Below are 14,826 nucleotides of genomic sequence, written 5' to 3' on the forward strand. Positions count from 1 at the left end.
GATCCTCTTGCGGTTTATCATTATCATCAGTAACGGACAGAGAAGCGGTAACCCGTTCCCCGGACTGTCTGTATCATTTTATCATGTCCGTCCGCTTCCAGTGCTTTACGCAGGCGGCGGATATGCACATCCACCGTGCGATCCTCAACATAGACGTTTTCGCCCCAGACATAGTTAAGCAGTTGTTCACGGCTGTAAACCCGCTCCGGATGAGTCATAAAGAAATGCAGCAATTTAAACTCTGTCGGCCCCATTTCCAGCGGGTTCTCATTACTGGTCACGCGGTGGGAGGCGGGGTCGAGAGTCAGGCCGTTCATCGCGATAAGATCATCTGCCGCCATCGGGGAGATACGCCGCAGAATCGCTTTAACACGGGCCACTAACTCTTTCGGTGAGAAGGGTTTGGTCAGATAATCATCCGCGCCGGTTTCCAGACCTTTTACACGGTCTTCCTCTTCACCGCGCGCCGTCAGCATCATCACCGGGATTTCCCGCAGCTGGCTGTCCCGTTTCATATGTTTGATAACCTGAATGCCGGAGCCGCCCGGAATCATCCAGTCCAGCAGGACAAGATCAGGGAAAGGCTCCACCAGCCGGGCGATGGCCGCATCATAATCATCTGCCTCAATAGGCTGATAGCCATTCTGCTCCAGTACAAAACAGACCATTTCACGGATAGGTGCTTCATCTTCAACGACTAAAATTCGTCTTGCCATGGCGTTCCCTGTTTACCGTTAATTCATTTCATCAGACAGTGCCGCGATTATGCGTCACTTTTGTGACAGATTTATGAATATCAGCCGATACCTCAGGCTGCACCGCAAAGATAATGTCATTAAACTGACATACTACACACAAAATGCGTGTCAGATCGTAAAATACTGGATATTCATCCAATATTTATTCTTACCGGCTGATTTCCGTTATACTCTGTTTTCAGTAAACCGCCTAACACGAATGCGCGGGCACCGTACACGAACACCATTCGCGAACACCATATTGCAAACACCATATTGCAAACAGAATGTGCGGTCAGTTTTCCCGGCAGGAATAACTATATATATGAAAATCATTCACACATCAGACTGGCATCTCGGACAGTATTTTTACACTAAAAACCGGTTACAGGAACATTTGCAGTTTTCAGACTGGCTGATAAACCTGATAAAAGAACAGCAGGCGGATGCCCTGATTATCGCCGGTGATGTCTTTGATACCGCCTCACCGCCGAGCTACGCCCGTGAACTGTATAACCGTTTTGTTGCACAACTGCAGCAGACCGGTTGTCATCTGATTGTGCTTGCCGGTAATCATGATGCCGTTGCCACACTGAATGAATCACGCGAACTGATGGCCTGCCTGAATGTGGATGTCATCGCCAGACCGGAACCGGGCCGGGATCTGATTGTACTGAATAATAAACAGAACCAGCCCGGCGCGATTATCTGCGCAGTACCGTTTTTGCGGCCGCGGGATATTCTGGAAAGTCAGGCCGGACAATCCGAAGCTGAAAAACAACAGGCACTGCTGACGGCCATACAGACACACTATCAGACCCTTTATGACAAAGCGGTTGCAAAACGGACAGCGCTGGGCGCGGAGATCCCCGTCATTATGACAGGCCACCTGACCACTGTCGGTGCCAAAACATCGGAATCTGTCCGCGATATTTATATCGGCACACTGGATGCCTTCCCGGCCGGCGCTTTCCCTCCTGCTGACTATATTGCCCTCGGACATATTCACCGCCCGCAATCCATCGGCGACAGTGGCACCATCCGCTACAGCGGCTCTCCCGTTCCGCTCAGTTTTGATGAATCCGGACAGGAGAAAAGTGTCTTCCTGCTGACTCTGGATAACAACAGTATTACGGCGATTGATGCGGTGCCGGTTCCCTGCTTTCAGCCTATGGTCTGCCTGAAAGGTGATTTTGATGCTATCAGCCGGGCACTGGAACAATTCCCGCCACGCGATGAACACACACAACCGGTCTGGCTGGATATCGAAATCGCCGGGCGTGATTACCTGCCGGATATTCAGAAGCGCATTCAGGCGCTGACAGAGCCACTGGCCGCAGAAGTGCTTCTGCTGCGCCGGGAGCGCAGACCCGTCACCGCAGACAACAGCGAAGCCCTGCGCGAAACCCTGAATGAGCTGACGCCGGATGATGTTTTTGCCCGCCGTCTGGCACTCAGTGATACTGAAGAGAGTGATATCCCGCGCCTCACCACCCTTTTCCGGCAGGTCTGTGAGCAGGTTCGCGATCAGGCAGAAAGTGACAGCAGTGCGGACAGTACCGATATCAGCAAAAAGAACAGCGCCGGCAGCCGGAAAGGAAAAAGTGAATGAAAATCCTGACATTGCGGTTTAAAAATATCAATTCACTTCAGGGCGAATGGAAGATCGATTTTACAGCGGAGCCGTTCGCCGGTAACGGGCTGTTTGCCATCACCGGTCCGACCGGAGCCGGGAAAACCACCCTGCTGGATGCTATCTGTCTCGCGCTCTACCATGAAACCCCGCGCGTAAAAACATCAGCTTCACAGAATGATGTGATGACCCGTCATACTGCTGAGTGTCTGGCTGAAGTGGAATTCTCCGTAAAAGGAAAAGCATACCGTGCTTTCTGGAGTCAGCGCCGCGCAAGAGATAAAGCAGACGGAAACCTTCAGCCGCCGAAAGCCGAACTGGCGGAATGTGCAACCGGTAAGATCCTCTCTGACAAACTGACACAGGTCAGGGAGAATATCATTGATATCACCGGCCTGGATTTCGCCCGTTTCACCCGTTCTGTCCTGTTATCACAGGGAAATTTCGCCGCCTTTCTGAATGCGGATGATAATGAACGGGCGGACCTGCTGGAAGAACTGACCGGCACGGAAATTTACCGTCTGATCTCCCGTCAGGTTTATGAGGACTACAAAGCCGCACAGCAGGCACTTTCTTTGCTGGAAGCACAGACCGGTGCTATCCGGCTTATGACGGATGATGAACGCCTTGCATGTCAGTCTGAACTGACCACCCTGCAGGCTGATGAGCAGGTTCAGCTTATCCGCCAGACACAATTACAGACAGCACTGCAATGGTGGCTGCGCCGCGACACGCTGGAGACAGAAACGGAACAGCGGCAGCAGCAGTATGCTTCAGTTATGCGGCAGATACAGGATGCACAAACACAGCTTGACCGGCTTGCCCGCGCCAAACCGGCAGAGAAACTGCGTCCGGCAAAAGAGGCAGTACAGAACAGCGCCACGTTAAGTGCGCAGTTAACGGCCCGTATGCAGGAGCTGACACAAACAACAGAAAGTACAGTTAGCTCACTGCAGCCGCTGACCGGCCGGTATGAAGAACAACAACAGCTGCTCGCCGGACTGAAACAGCAGTATCAGCAACTGGAAACGCTGGCAGAGAACGAAATCAGGCCGCTGGATAACCGGTTACAACTGCTGAATAATCAGTCTGATACGCTGAAACAGCAGTATCAGGGACAGTTACAGGAGCAGCAGGCGTTACAAAGCCGTACAACAGAACTTCAGCAACAACTGACACAAACCCGTGATATTCATACCCGCAGCACACAGTACCGGCAGGACAATAGTCAGAAAGCAGAGCTTCCGTCCGCCATTATCCGCTGGCAGCATGAACTGAACACCCGCCGGGAATACCGTTCTCAGATATCAGTTCTGACAGAACAGCAGCAGGCCGGAGAGGTTCAGCAGCAGTCGCTGGCTGCCGCACATACCGGAATAACCAACCAGCTGACCGCCCGTAACCAATCTGTTCTGCCGCTGAAAACAGAACTGGATACCTTACAAACCACATTGCAGCATGCACAGCAGACTGAATCAGATCAGCAATTAGCCGCACAACTGCAGCAAACCGATGAAAAACGCGGATTACTGCAAAAACTGGCGGCTATTGCACCGGAAATCACCCTGCTGACCCGCAACCGGAAAAATCTTCTGCAACAGCAGCAGATATCTCAGGATGAAATAAAGACACTGACAGACTGGTGCGCGCAGCAGGAACCGCTTCTGGCTGACCAGCACACACACCTGCGGGATCTGACCGCCCGTTATCAGCTCGAACAAACCATTGTCAGGCTGGATGCGGAGCGTCAGCGTTTACAGGCCGGAGAGCCCTGTCCGCTGTGCGGCAGTACGGCTCACCCGGCTGTCACGGATTATCAGCAGGTAACGCCGGATGAAACCGCACAGCGCCTGGAGGTACTGACACAAACCATCAGGGAAGCGGAAAAGCACCTGACGGAGAAACAATCCCGGCTGGCGTTTACCCGCACACAGCACGAAAAACTGAGTACAGAATTACAGGAAACCGGTAATGCTCTCGCGGCACATACCGCACAGTGGCAGAAAATCTGCCTCGGGGGCGGCTTCACATCCCTGACGGATTCCCCTGAATCACTGAATGACATCATTCAGCACTATGACGGGCTGTATCAGCAGCAGCAACAGGCACTGGAAAGCCGCCGTGCTCTGGAAACACAATTACTTACCCTGAAAAACCGGTTACAGACTGAAGAAACTGAGTGTGAGCGACTGTCACAGACACTACAGCGCAACAATCAGGAACAGCAGTTCCTGACACAACAACAGACAGAGCGGGCTGCTCGTCTGGCTGAACTTCAGCAGCAGGAACAGGCGCTGGAAACGTCTCTGGTACACTCTGTAACCGCTTTTGGCTACGCAATTCCCTCTCCGGAGGAAACAAATGCGTGGCTGGCACAACGTCAGCAGGAAAGTGATCAGTTCGCCGCCAATGAGCAGCAAATACAGCAAAGTGCACAACAACTCACAGAGCTGGGCGCACAACAGCAAAATCTGGAAGTACAGCAGGCAAAACTGACGGCACAACTGGCAGAACAGTCCGCCGCACTCGCCACACTTCAGGAACAGCATAAAACCGTCACGGCACAGCGACAGGCGCTGTTCGGTGATAAAAATATCAGTGCCGAATTACAGAAACTGCTTCATCAGCAGCAGGAAACTGAAAGCACACTGAAAGCCCTGACACAGCAGCGCGACAGCCTGCAACAACACCTTGCCGGGCTGCGGGGAGAAGAAAAACGGCTGCAACAGCAAATACTGGATGTGCAGGAACAACACAGCCGGAATCAGCAGGTTTTTCAGCAGCAACTGGCAGAAAGCCCGTTTGCCGGTGAAGCGGATTTCCTCACGGCTCTCCTCAGTGAAGAGGAACATCAGCAGCTGCAAACCCTGGAAACGGAACTTAATCAGGCACAACTGAAAGCCGCCACCAGCCTCGGGGATACCAAAGCCGCACTGGAACAGCACTTGTCCGCACAACCGGAACCGTTCCGTGAACTGCCCCGCCTGCAACTGACAGAATTACATACTGCTGCGGCACAACAACTGCGGGAATTGAGCAGCCGTCAGGGGGAACTGCGCGGACGTCTGACCGCAGATGATAATCTGCGGATACAACAACGTGATTTACTGGAACAAATTATCCGTCATCAGCAGGACGTGACTGACCGCAGCCGTCTCAATCTGCTGATAGGCTCTGCCGATGGTGCCAAATTCAGCCGCTTTGCACAGGGGCTGACTCTGGATTATCTGATCCATCTGGCAAACCGGCGGCTGGAAAAACTGCACGGCCGCTATGTATTGCAGCGCAAAACGGCGGACAGCCTGGAGCTGCAAATCACCGACACCTGGCAGGCTGATACTCAGCGTGACACCAAAACCCTCTCCGGCGGGGAAACATTCCTGGTCAGCCTGGCGCTCGCACTGGCTTTGTCTGATCTCGTCAGCCATAAAACACAGATTGAATCGCTGTTCCTGGATGAAGGCTTCGGTACACTGGACCAGGAAACACTGGATATCGCACTGGATGCACTCGACAACCTGAACGCAACCGGGAAAATGATTGGGGTTATCAGCCACATTGAAGCGATGAAAGAACGGATTGCGGTGCAGATCTCTGTCAGAAAAATGAACGGACTCGGGATCAGTAAATTGTCACCGGAATATCGTGTTACATCAGCGTGATATTTTCACGCCGGGAGCAACACCCTGTTAATTCAATGATATTTATTGAGATTTTTTATATTGGCCGAATTTTTTGAAACATAAGGTTAAATATTTTCGGTATGTTTTTTGATTCATTGCTTATATGCTGTTCTTCATGAACTGAAGAGAGCACGGAAACCGGTTTTTCCGACAAAAAATTTAACGGAGAGTAACATGTCTAATTCATTTATCGAGTTAATTAAAAAACGCAGAACAATTTATAGCCTTGGTAATAATCTGCCTGTTTCTCAGGATCGTATCGCTGCTCTCATCAAAGAAGCCGTGAAACACAGTCCGACTGCATTTAACTCACAATCATCACGTGTCGTGGTACTGTTTGGTGAGAACCACAAAAAACTGTGGAACATCGTCAAAGACGCACTCCGCGCTATTGTACCGGCAGACGCATTCGCCGCCACTGAAAGCAAAATTGATAATGCATTCCTGTCCGGTGCCGGTACTGTCTTATTCTTTGAAGACCAGTCTGTTGTCAAAGGATTACAGGAACAATTCGCACTGTATGCGGATAACTTCCCGGTCTGGTCTGAACAGGCCAGCGGTATCGCACAGTTTGCTGTCTGGACAGCACTGTCTGAAGAAAATATCGGTGCATCCCTGCAACACTACAATCCGGTGATTGATGAGCAGGTCAGCAAAGCCTGGGATATCCCGGCAGACTGGAAACTGCGTGCACAGTTAGTTTTCGGCTCCATTGAGCAGGAAGCCGGTGAAAAAGCCTTTATCGATGATGAAAGCCGTTTCAGAATCTTTAACTAATCTTCCGGACTCAGCAGCACATTAACCGCTGCTGTTCCCGGGCGCATCAGGCGCTTTACCTGTCATAAAGCGTCGTTATTACCTTCTGTTATCGTGTTAAAATATGCCTTGCCCGCCTTGTGCGGGCTTTTTTTTATCAGGCTTTCGGCCACAGCCAGGCTGCGCCGCGGACACCACTGGAATCACCGTGAACCGCTTTGCGGATCGGTGTGTCACACTCACCGCCGAACACACGGGATCGAATCAGGGACGGAACAGTCTGATACAGGCGATCGACATTACTCATCCCGCCGCCCATCACTATCACATCCGGGTCCAGCATGTTCACCACCTGGCCGAGCGCTTTTGCCAGCCGCTGCTCATAATTCACCATCACCTGTTCAGCAGGTAAATCTCCCTGCGACAAACGACGGATAATCTCCGCACCTTTACAGACCTCGCCGGTCAGCGCCGTATAATCAGCCATAAAACCGGTTCCGGAGATAAACAATTCGGTACAGCCCTGCTTACCGCAATAGCAATCCGCCATCCCTTTAAACAGCCGGTCAGCTTCATCCTGCCACGGCAGCGGGTTATGCCCCCACTCTCCGGCCACGCCGTTTCCGCCGCTGTGAACCTGTCCGTTCAGGGCAATTCCCGCACCGCAACCAGTGCCGATAATCACCGCAAATACCACCGGAAATCCGGCTCCCGCGCCATCAACCGCTTCTGAAACCGCGAGGCAGTTTGCATCATTCGCCACCCGTACTTCCCGTTGCAGTAATGCACTGAGATCCGCATCAAACGGCTGACCGTTCAGCCAGACAGAGTTGGCATTTTTTACCCGTCCGGTAACCGGTGACAGCGTTCCCGGTATCCCCACGCCCACCGTACCGGTCTCTCCGGTGGCGGCTTCTGCGTCGTGTACCAGACCGGCAATCGCCTGTAATGTCTGCTGATAATCAAAACGCGGCGTATCCGTCCGTTTACGGAACAATTCCTGCCCCTCATTACTGAGTGCAATCACTTCAATTTTGGTGCCGCCCAAATCAATACCAATCCGCATACTGTCCCCTTCTGCTGTGGATTTACGCTCTGCTTTCATACCTCTGATAATGCAGCCCGTCCGCCTGACAATCAAGTTTCCGCGCGAAGGCATTAGAGCAACGCAGCAAGATCCGTTATCATAGCGGGATGCAATTCTCACCGCGCAATGACCGCGCATCATAAAACAGGACTGTCCGATGTGGTTTAAAAATATACTCGTTTACCGCCTTAGCTCGCCGTTTCCGCTGTCTGCCGATGAGCTGGAAAAACAGCTGGAACACATGGCATTCACGCCGTGCGGCAGTCAGGATATGATGAAAACCGGCTGGGTTTCGCCAATGGGCTCCCGGGGCGATGCACTGACACATGCCGCCGGTAAACAGATCCTTATCTGTGCCAAAAAAGAAGAAAAAATGCTGCCATCGCCGGTGATTAAGCAGGAATTACAGGCAAAAATTGAAAAACTGGAACATGAGCAGCACCGCAAACTGAAGAAAACCGAAAAAGATTCGCTGAAAGATGAAGTGGTTCACGCGCTGCTGCCGCGTGCTTTCAGCCGTTTCAGTCAGACCGCCATCTGGATTGATGCGGAAAACGGCCTGATTATCGTCGATGCGGCCAGCGCCAAACGGGCGGAAGATAATCTCGCCCTGCTGCGTAAAACACTCGGCTCACTGCCGGTGATCCCGCTGACCACCAAAGACCCGATTGAACTGACACTGACCGAATGGGTACGCTCCGGTGATTTACCGGCCGGTTTTGCTCTGATGGATGAAGCCGAACTGAAAGCGATTCTTGAAGAAGGCGGTGTCATCCGCTGTAAAAAACAGGATTTGGTGTCGGATGAAATCGCCACCTGTATTGAAGCCGGAAAATGCGTCACCAAACTGGCTCTGGACTGGGAAGAACGTATTCAGTTCCTGATATCTGATGACGGCTCCTTTAAGCGTCTGAAATACAGTGATGATTTAAAAGATAAAAATGAAGATATCGACCGCGAGGATTTTGCCCAGCGCTTTGATGCTGATTTTGTTCTGATGACCGGCGAACTGAGTGCGCTGATCAGCAGTACCATCGCTGCCCTCGGCGGTGAGGCGGAACACTGAAAACAACATCTGCGGAAAGCCCGGTAACAGGCTCCCGCTGATACCCGCTGTTTATGCCCACGGCAGCGGGGCTTTTTCATCGTTACCGTGCTCGCCGTAATAGAGCGACGGCAGAAAACGGGACAGATAAGTAAACTCGTTATAGCAGTGCTTCATCAGTCCGAAACCAATCTCATCCGGCAATTCCGTCAGCGGATCGGCCAGCGACGCCCCGAGTAAAAACCGGCTGCGTAATACACATCCGAACTCAGTATCATACGTGATATGCAGCATTTTTCCGTCGATCGGGTAACCCAGTGTATCGGTTTTTACATCATCGCCGAACCCGATATGAGCACAAACCGCACCGGAAATCTGATGAGTCTGCCGTGCAGACGCCAGTTTATCCGCATCAAAGAAATCCGGTGCATCATTGAATTTCAGTGTCGCACCAACCGGCGGGATCGGCCCGAGTGACTCAACGGCACGGATTGTCGCCCCGATATAACTCTCCCCTTTTTTCCAGACGGAATCCCAGCCGTGGTGTGCCACATGGTCATGCGGATGCCACCAGCGGATATGCTGCGTGGTTTCAAAAAATGTGAACCACCACTCCAGCATCCGCCCTTTGCAACCATGCAGATCGGTTCTGACAGAGACTGTCAGCAGCCCCTCATCGCTGCGTTCCAGACCCATTTCCATTCTCAGTGGCTCAGGGGATAATAACTGATTAATATCATTCAGTGCCCACGGTAAGTTTTGTTTTTTTGCTGACATAACGTATACTCCATAATTAAGAAACGAATTTCGTTTCCAAATTAATATTGTCCTGCAACGGGTATTTGTCAATTGAGGATCGCACGTATGGCTAATCATGAACCGGCCGCAGAGTCACGGGGACGGGGACGTCCGGTTGTTCCGGAAGAAGAACTGATTGCAAAAATCCGTGAGGCATCGCTCTGCCTGTTGTTATCACAGGGGTATTCCGCCATGACGATGGATGCCGTGGCAAAACGGGCCGGTGTCTCCAAAAAGACGCTGTACCGGTTTGCTGAAAACCGGGAAGATTTGACGGAGCAGATAGTGCGCGGCTGGACGGATTCTTTTGTGCCGCTGTTTATGCAGGATGCAGAAAATAAAGATGACTTTTATCAGTTACTTGAAAAGAATCTGACCACCATGAGCCATAAGGTGCTCAGCGCTGAAGCCGCAGGGTTGTTTTGTCTGCTGAGCAGTGAGTTTCCCGGCCGGGAGTTATTACTGCCCCGTTACCAGGCAGGCGGAATCGAGCGCGGACGCGCGCTGCTGGCGGAATGGTTGTCCCGGCATCAGGACTTTTTATCTCAGCCGGATGCGGCACAAACCAGTGATTTATTGTTATCGATGGTCATGGCGGAGCCGCTGCGTCAGATTGCCCTGAAACTGGCACCTCCGGCGCCGGACTATCCGGTAGAGCCGCGTATCCGTGCCGCAGTGGCATTACTGAAGTGCTGACAGGCACCGGCAGATAACCGGTGCCCGTAAACCGCATTATTTCTGTATCAGATAGCGGATTGTCGGCCCGTCCTGCTGGATGGATAACACGGTGTAGCCGTGGTTTTTGGCGTCCTGCGGGATATTATTGATGGATTGCGGGCAGTCACTCACCACTTCGAGGATCTCCCCGGTTTTCAGTGACGGCATGGCTTCAAGGGTCGCCACTGCCGGATACGGACACGGCTCACCGACCATATCCAGCCGGTAATCCGGTACAATTACAGTATTATCGGTATTCATGGTGTGCTCCTTAGTGTGCAGCAGAGGCGACAGCGTCAGCCTGGTTTTTCCGGCGGAAGAAGCGTTTCTCCCACATCAGTAACAGGATAAAGGCGAAAGCGAGTAATCCGTAAGTGACCAGCAGACCACCGGCCGGGCCGAAGGTATCCAGCAGATTGACTTTATCGTAGTCAGTCGCCAGCCACGGCGCCACGGAATCCCAGTAGTACGCCAGAATGGTCGCACCGATAATATTCCCCAGTCCGACCCACCAGAAGTGCACCTGACCTTCCACAGCGCGGTACATCCAGCCGGTTTCACATCCGCCCGCCAGCACAATACCAAAACCGAACAGCAACCCGCCGATCACGGCATTAGGGCCTGCCCAGAAGATTTTCGGCTGTACGCCCAGTTGCACATAGCTGTAGATCCCGATAGCACTGACCGCCATGCCGAGAATAATCGCTTTGGCCATCTGGGTACGTCCGGTTATCCAGACATCACGGAACGCGGAGGTAAAGCAGATTTGCGCCCGTTCAATCAGCAGACCAAACCCGATACCGAACAGCATCGCCATCCCCAGTTTCGGGGATTTAAACAGTGTGAACAGAGACCAGGTGAGGCACAGCAGGAAAATCAGCATACCGAGACGAAAACGGCGTTTCGCCCGCTGCAAATCCTGTGTCAGCGGCGAGGCTTTGCTGACTTTCTGCAGTTTGACCGGAATACGGAACATCGGCAGCAGCGTAAATTTCGCGCCGAAGTAAGAGCCTGCGGCGGTTGCCAGCGCAAAGAACCAGGCATGCAGGGAGAATTGCGGGATACCGGTAAAGAACGCCGCCAGGTTACACCCCATCGCGAGACGCGCACCGAAACCGGCAATAATACCGCCGATAACGGCCTGCCAGATACGGATTTTGTGTTGCGGGAGGCGGATTTTGACATTATTAGCCCATAAGGCTGCGGCGATACAACCGGCAAACATGCCGATAATCATCATACCGTCGATACGATCCAGGGGCGAGCCCTGCAAACCGATCACCTTAAAATACCCCCAGTTTTCCGGATGAGCGCCGAACAGTTGCAGAATGTGTCCGCCCCAGCGCGTAAACTCTCCGGTGACCGCCCAGAATGTGCCTGTTAATCCGAAGTAGTATGCGGATAAGATGCCGGCGGCGATCACTGCGGGCAACGGCTGCCAGAACCTGACAAGATACGTTGATTTAAATGTAGACCAGTTCATTTTTTTACCAAAAAAATCCCGACAGCGTCGGGAATCGATGTCGGAGTACATGTGTACCAGTAGGATCTGTATATGTGATCCACCGGAGAATCATACTCCTGTTGAGATAATTAGCTTATTAATATTTTAAAAATACTGACATGTCCCTGCCCGCCCGTGTCGTACCATCCCCGGCACTTTACGCTTTCTTTTTTTGCCGGTTATTTGGCGAATTACCTCATCACCGGAGAATCAGGGAATAACCAGCAAACCGGAAAGACGCTGACACGTCCCTGTTCGCTCGGATCGCGCCATCCCTGGCGCTTTACGCTTTCCTCTTTTTGCCGGTTAGTCCCTTATGTACTTAAACTCAGAAAAAACAGGAAATCAGGAAAATGAATCTGCTAAATCATCCGCTCTGTGGCAAGGCGGCAAGGGAAGGATTCCGGGGAGCATACACAAGTATGTGACCCGGAATCCTGAGTGCGGCCAACACAGCCACAGGCCGGAGGATGACGCAGATTCGGTTCGCGCCATCCATGGCGCTTAACGCTTTCCTTTTTTGCCGGTTAACCCCTCATGTACTTGAACTCTGTTAAAAACAGAGAACAGAAAAATCAATCTGCTAAATCATCAGGTTTGTGGCAAGGCGGCGAAGTGAGGATATCCCCGGGAGCATACACCAGTATGTGACCGGGGTAGCCGAACGAAGCCAACACCGCCACAGACCGGAGGATGACGCAGATTCGCAGATTCAGCAGATGCGGGGCAGCGGCTCGTTATACGGAAGATCCAGCAACCTCGTTGCACCGAAAATCCCCTGTACTTTCACCTGTTTTGCCTCTGTCACCTGCCCGATGGTACAGGCATCCTGTCCGGACTGGCTGTTATGAAGAGCTGCCAGTACCGCGTTTTCGGCTTCCGGAGCAACAACAATCACCACTTTGCCTTCATTGGCAAAATTGAGTGCTTCCAGTCCCAGCAGTTCACACACACCACGTACTGCGGTTTTCAGCGGCAATTTCTGTTCTTCGATATTCATGCCGCACTGCGAAGCATCCGCAAACTCATGCAGAATAGCGGTGACACCGCCGCGGGTGGCATCACGAACAGCCCGGACGCCGTCAATTGTCCGCAGCGGTGCGAGCATCGGTTCCAGTACCGCACAATCGCTGCGCAGATCCGCATCCAGTCCGAGGTTTTCACGCAGATTGAGAATTGCGGCACCGTGGTCGCCCAGTGTGCCGCTGACAATAATTTTATCCCCCGGACGGCATTGTGCTGCTGCCCAGTTCAGCTGATGCGGGATCACCCCGATACCGGCGGTATTGATAAAGACTTTATCAGCCGCACCGCGCGGAACCACTTTGGTATCGCCGGTCACAATCTGAATGCCATTCGCTTTTGCGGTTTCTGCCATGCTGTTAACCAACTGAGAGAGGATCTCAAACGACAGACCTTCCTCAAGAATAAATCCGCAGGAAAGATAGCGCGGGATCGCACCGCCGACAGACAAATCATTGGCTGTGCCGCATACTGCCAGCTTGCCGATATTACCGCCGGGGAAAATAATGGGGTCGATCACATAGCTGTCAGTGCTGAACGCCAGACGATCACCGGCGGCCTGTAATTCCGCCAGCGGTATTCGCGCCTGGTCTTCTTTTTCATTCAGATACGGATTAGAAAATGCCTGTAAAAACAGGGAGTCGATCAGTTGCTGCATCCCCTGTCCGCCGTTGCCCTGTGCCAGGGTGATTTCAGTAATAGGTTTCATTTTATTCTCCGCGCCGGTACTGATAATAAGCCGCACATGCTCCCTCAGAGGAAACCATCAGTGCACCGAGTGCGGTTTCCGGTGTGCATGCTGTGCCGAACAGCGGACAATCAGCCGGTTTACAGCGGCCGGTTAACACATCCCCGCAACGTGCCAGCGGGTTATCCGCAACAGATTGCGGCTGCGGCCGGAAGCGGCGCTCCGCATCAAATTCATGATAAGCCGGTGTCAGCTGTATGCCGGAATCTGCGATATTGCCCAGCCCGCGCCATTCACTGCTGGCTTTCAGCTCAAAGACCTCTGCCAGTGCTTTCTGTGCCAGTTGGTTTCCCTGCTCCGGAACAATACGGCTGTACTGATTTTCCACCGCCATCGGCGCCAGCTTATCCTGCGCCTGTTTTTTCAGCTGGCGGACAACCATCAGAATAGCGGTCAGCAAGTCCAGCGGTTCAAACCCGGTCACCACAAACGGTTTGGCAAATTCATCACACAGCGGCTGATACGGCGTGCAGCCTATCACCATACTGACGTGTCCCGGCGCGATAAAGCCGTCGATAAACACATCTTTCTGTTCCAGCAGTGTGCGCAGCGTCGGGATAATGGTGATGTGCTGACAAAAAACGGTGAAATTTGTCAGTCCGCTTTTTTTCGCCAGCTGTAACGTGGCCGCCGTGCCCGGCATGGTGGTTTCAAAACCCAGGGCAAAGAAGACGACCTCTTTATCCGGATTATCGCGGGCAATAGTCAGCGCATCCAGCGGGGAGTAGACGATACGGATGTCACTGCCGTGACGGCGCGCATCCAGCAGTGAACCGCCGCGACCGGGAACGCGCATGGCATCACCGAACGTGCAGAAAATCACCTCCGGACGGGCTGCGATTTCCAGACAGGCGTCAATACGCCCCATCGGCAGCACACAGACCGGGCATCCCGGTCCGTGCACAAATTCCACTGAGTCAGGCAGCAATTTATCGAGCCCGAATTTAAAGATGGCGTGCGTATGCCCGCCGCACACTTCCATAATCTGCAAAGGCTGTTTCAGCGGGTGCGGCCATGAAGCCATCTCTTCCCTGATTTGCGCCAGCAGTTTTTCTGCCAGCGCCGGATCACGGAACTCATCAACAAAACGCATAG

At 52.7% G+C, this 14,826-nt stretch carries 12 protein-coding genes; 5 read left to right on the plus strand and 7 right to left on the minus strand.

The window, feature by feature from the left end:
- Positions 1 to 26: 26 nt before the first annotated feature.
- Positions 27 to 716 (minus strand): phosphate regulon transcriptional regulator PhoB, encoded by a 690-nt coding sequence (gene phoB / locus JC793_RS15695; RefSeq protein WP_004236414.1) that lies wholly within the window; start codon positions 714 to 716, stop codon positions 27 to 29.
- 346 nt (positions 717 to 1,062) lie between these two features.
- Between phoB and sbcD the strand changes: the two genes are divergently transcribed.
- From sbcD to JC793_RS15710, 3 genes are all read left to right on the plus strand, one after another.
- Positions 1,063 to 2,349, plus strand: a complete 1,287-nt coding sequence (sbcD, locus tag JC793_RS15700; RefSeq protein WP_218426609.1) for an exonuclease subunit SbcD — start codon at positions 1,063 to 1,065, stop codon at positions 2,347 to 2,349.
- Positions 2,346 to 6,032: an AAA family ATPase gene (locus tag JC793_RS15705; protein ID WP_218426611.1), complete on the plus strand. Its 3,687-nt coding sequence runs from the start codon at positions 2,346 to 2,348 to the stop codon at positions 6,030 to 6,032. The genes sbcD and JC793_RS15705 overlap by 4 nt, the downstream gene beginning before the upstream one ends.
- Before the next feature lie 195 nt (positions 6,033 to 6,227).
- Entirely contained in the window at positions 6,228 to 6,830 is a 603-nt protein-coding gene (locus tag JC793_RS15710) for a nitroreductase family protein (RefSeq protein WP_046893136.1), read from the plus strand.
- A 136-nt stretch (positions 6,831 to 6,966) separates the two neighbouring features.
- Here JC793_RS15710 and mak read toward each other — a convergent pair whose 3' ends face one another.
- Positions 6,967 to 7,875, minus strand: a complete 909-nt coding sequence (gene mak, locus JC793_RS15715) for a fructokinase (RefSeq protein ID WP_218428475.1) — start codon at positions 7,873 to 7,875, stop codon at positions 6,967 to 6,969.
- A gap of 178 nt (positions 7,876 to 8,053) precedes the next feature.
- Here mak and rdgC point away from each other — a divergent pair, with 178 nt between their 5' ends.
- Positions 8,054 to 8,962, plus strand: a complete 909-nt coding sequence (gene rdgC / locus JC793_RS15720; RefSeq protein ID WP_046893135.1) for a recombination-associated protein RdgC — start codon at positions 8,054 to 8,056, stop codon at positions 8,960 to 8,962.
- A gap of 51 nt (positions 8,963 to 9,013) precedes the next feature.
- Here rdgC and JC793_RS15725 read toward each other — a convergent pair whose 3' ends face one another.
- Positions 9,014 to 9,718 (minus strand): DAPG hydrolase family protein, encoded by a 705-nt coding sequence (locus tag JC793_RS15725; RefSeq protein WP_218426613.1) that lies wholly within the window; start codon positions 9,716 to 9,718, stop codon positions 9,014 to 9,016.
- 87 nt (positions 9,719 to 9,805) lie between these two features.
- Here JC793_RS15725 and JC793_RS15730 point away from each other — a divergent pair, with 87 nt between their 5' ends.
- Positions 9,806 to 10,435, plus strand: a complete 630-nt coding sequence (locus JC793_RS15730) for a TetR/AcrR family transcriptional regulator (RefSeq protein ID WP_166708492.1) — start codon at positions 9,806 to 9,808, stop codon at positions 10,433 to 10,435.
- A gap of 36 nt (positions 10,436 to 10,471) precedes the next feature.
- On the opposite strand, the gene yedF is transcribed toward JC793_RS15730, so the two are convergent.
- From yedF to hypD, 4 genes are all read right to left on the minus strand, one after another.
- Positions 10,472 to 10,717 carry a sulfurtransferase-like selenium metabolism protein YedF gene (yedF, locus tag JC793_RS15735; RefSeq protein ID WP_046893132.1) on the minus strand — a complete coding sequence of 82 codons (246 nt, stop codon included), beginning with the start codon at positions 10,715 to 10,717 and terminating at the stop codon, positions 10,472 to 10,474.
- 10 nt (positions 10,718 to 10,727) lie between these two features.
- Positions 10,728 to 11,939: a selenium metabolism membrane protein YedE/FdhT gene (gene yedE, locus JC793_RS15740; RefSeq protein WP_052926585.1), complete on the minus strand. Its 1,212-nt coding sequence runs from the start codon at positions 11,937 to 11,939 to the stop codon at positions 10,728 to 10,730.
- A gap of 733 nt (positions 11,940 to 12,672) precedes the next feature.
- Positions 12,673 to 13,692: a hydrogenase expression/formation protein HypE gene (hypE, locus tag JC793_RS15745; RefSeq protein WP_166708493.1), complete on the minus strand. Its 1,020-nt coding sequence runs from the start codon at positions 13,690 to 13,692 to the stop codon at positions 12,673 to 12,675.
- Position 13,693: 1 nt separating this feature from the next.
- Entirely contained in the window at positions 13,694 to 14,824 is a 1,131-nt protein-coding gene (gene hypD, locus JC793_RS15750) for a hydrogenase formation protein HypD (RefSeq protein ID WP_107678525.1), read from the minus strand.
- Between the last annotated feature and the right edge of the window lie 2 nt (positions 14,825 to 14,826).

Source organism: Morganella morganii, from assembly GCF_019242955.1.
GTDB lineage: Bacteria > Pseudomonadota > Gammaproteobacteria > Enterobacterales > Enterobacteriaceae > Morganella > Morganella sibonii.

What these genes read in the sequence shown, in the direction of transcription:
- phoB (WP_004236414.1), bottom strand. Translation starts at nt 716, where the DNA reads ATGGCAAGACGAATTTTAGTCGTTGAAGATGAAGCACCTATCCGTGAA.
- sbcD (WP_218426609.1), top strand. Translation starts at nt 1,063, where the DNA reads ATGAAAATCATTCACACATCAGACTGGCATCTCGGACAGTATTTTTAC.
- JC793_RS15705 (WP_218426611.1), top strand. Translation starts at nt 2,346, where the DNA reads ATGAAAATCCTGACATTGCGGTTTAAAAATATCAATTCACTTCAGGGC.
- JC793_RS15710 (WP_046893136.1), top strand. Translation starts at nt 6,228, where the DNA reads ATGTCTAATTCATTTATCGAGTTAATTAAAAAACGCAGAACAATTTAT.
- mak (WP_218428475.1), bottom strand. Translation starts at nt 7,875, where the DNA reads ATGCGGATTGGTATTGATTTGGGCGGCACCAAAATTGAAGTGATTGCA.
- rdgC (WP_046893135.1), top strand. Translation starts at nt 8,054, where the DNA reads ATGTGGTTTAAAAATATACTCGTTTACCGCCTTAGCTCGCCGTTTCCG.
- JC793_RS15725 (WP_218426613.1), bottom strand. Translation starts at nt 9,718, where the DNA reads ATGTCAGCAAAAAAACAAAACTTACCGTGGGCACTGAATGATATTAAT.
- JC793_RS15730 (WP_166708492.1), top strand. Translation starts at nt 9,806, where the DNA reads ATGGCTAATCATGAACCGGCCGCAGAGTCACGGGGACGGGGACGTCCG.
- yedF (WP_046893132.1), bottom strand. Translation starts at nt 10,717, where the DNA reads ATGAATACCGATAATACTGTAATTGTACCGGATTACCGGCTGGATATG.
- yedE (WP_052926585.1), bottom strand. Translation starts at nt 11,939, where the DNA reads ATGAACTGGTCTACATTTAAATCAACGTATCTTGTCAGGTTCTGGCAG.
- hypE (WP_166708493.1), bottom strand. Translation starts at nt 13,692, where the DNA reads ATGAAACCTATTACTGAAATCACCCTGGCACAGGGCAACGGCGGACAG.
- hypD (WP_107678525.1), bottom strand. Translation starts at nt 14,824, where the DNA reads ATGCGTTTTGTTGATGAGTTCCGTGATCCGGCGCTGGCAGAAAAACTG.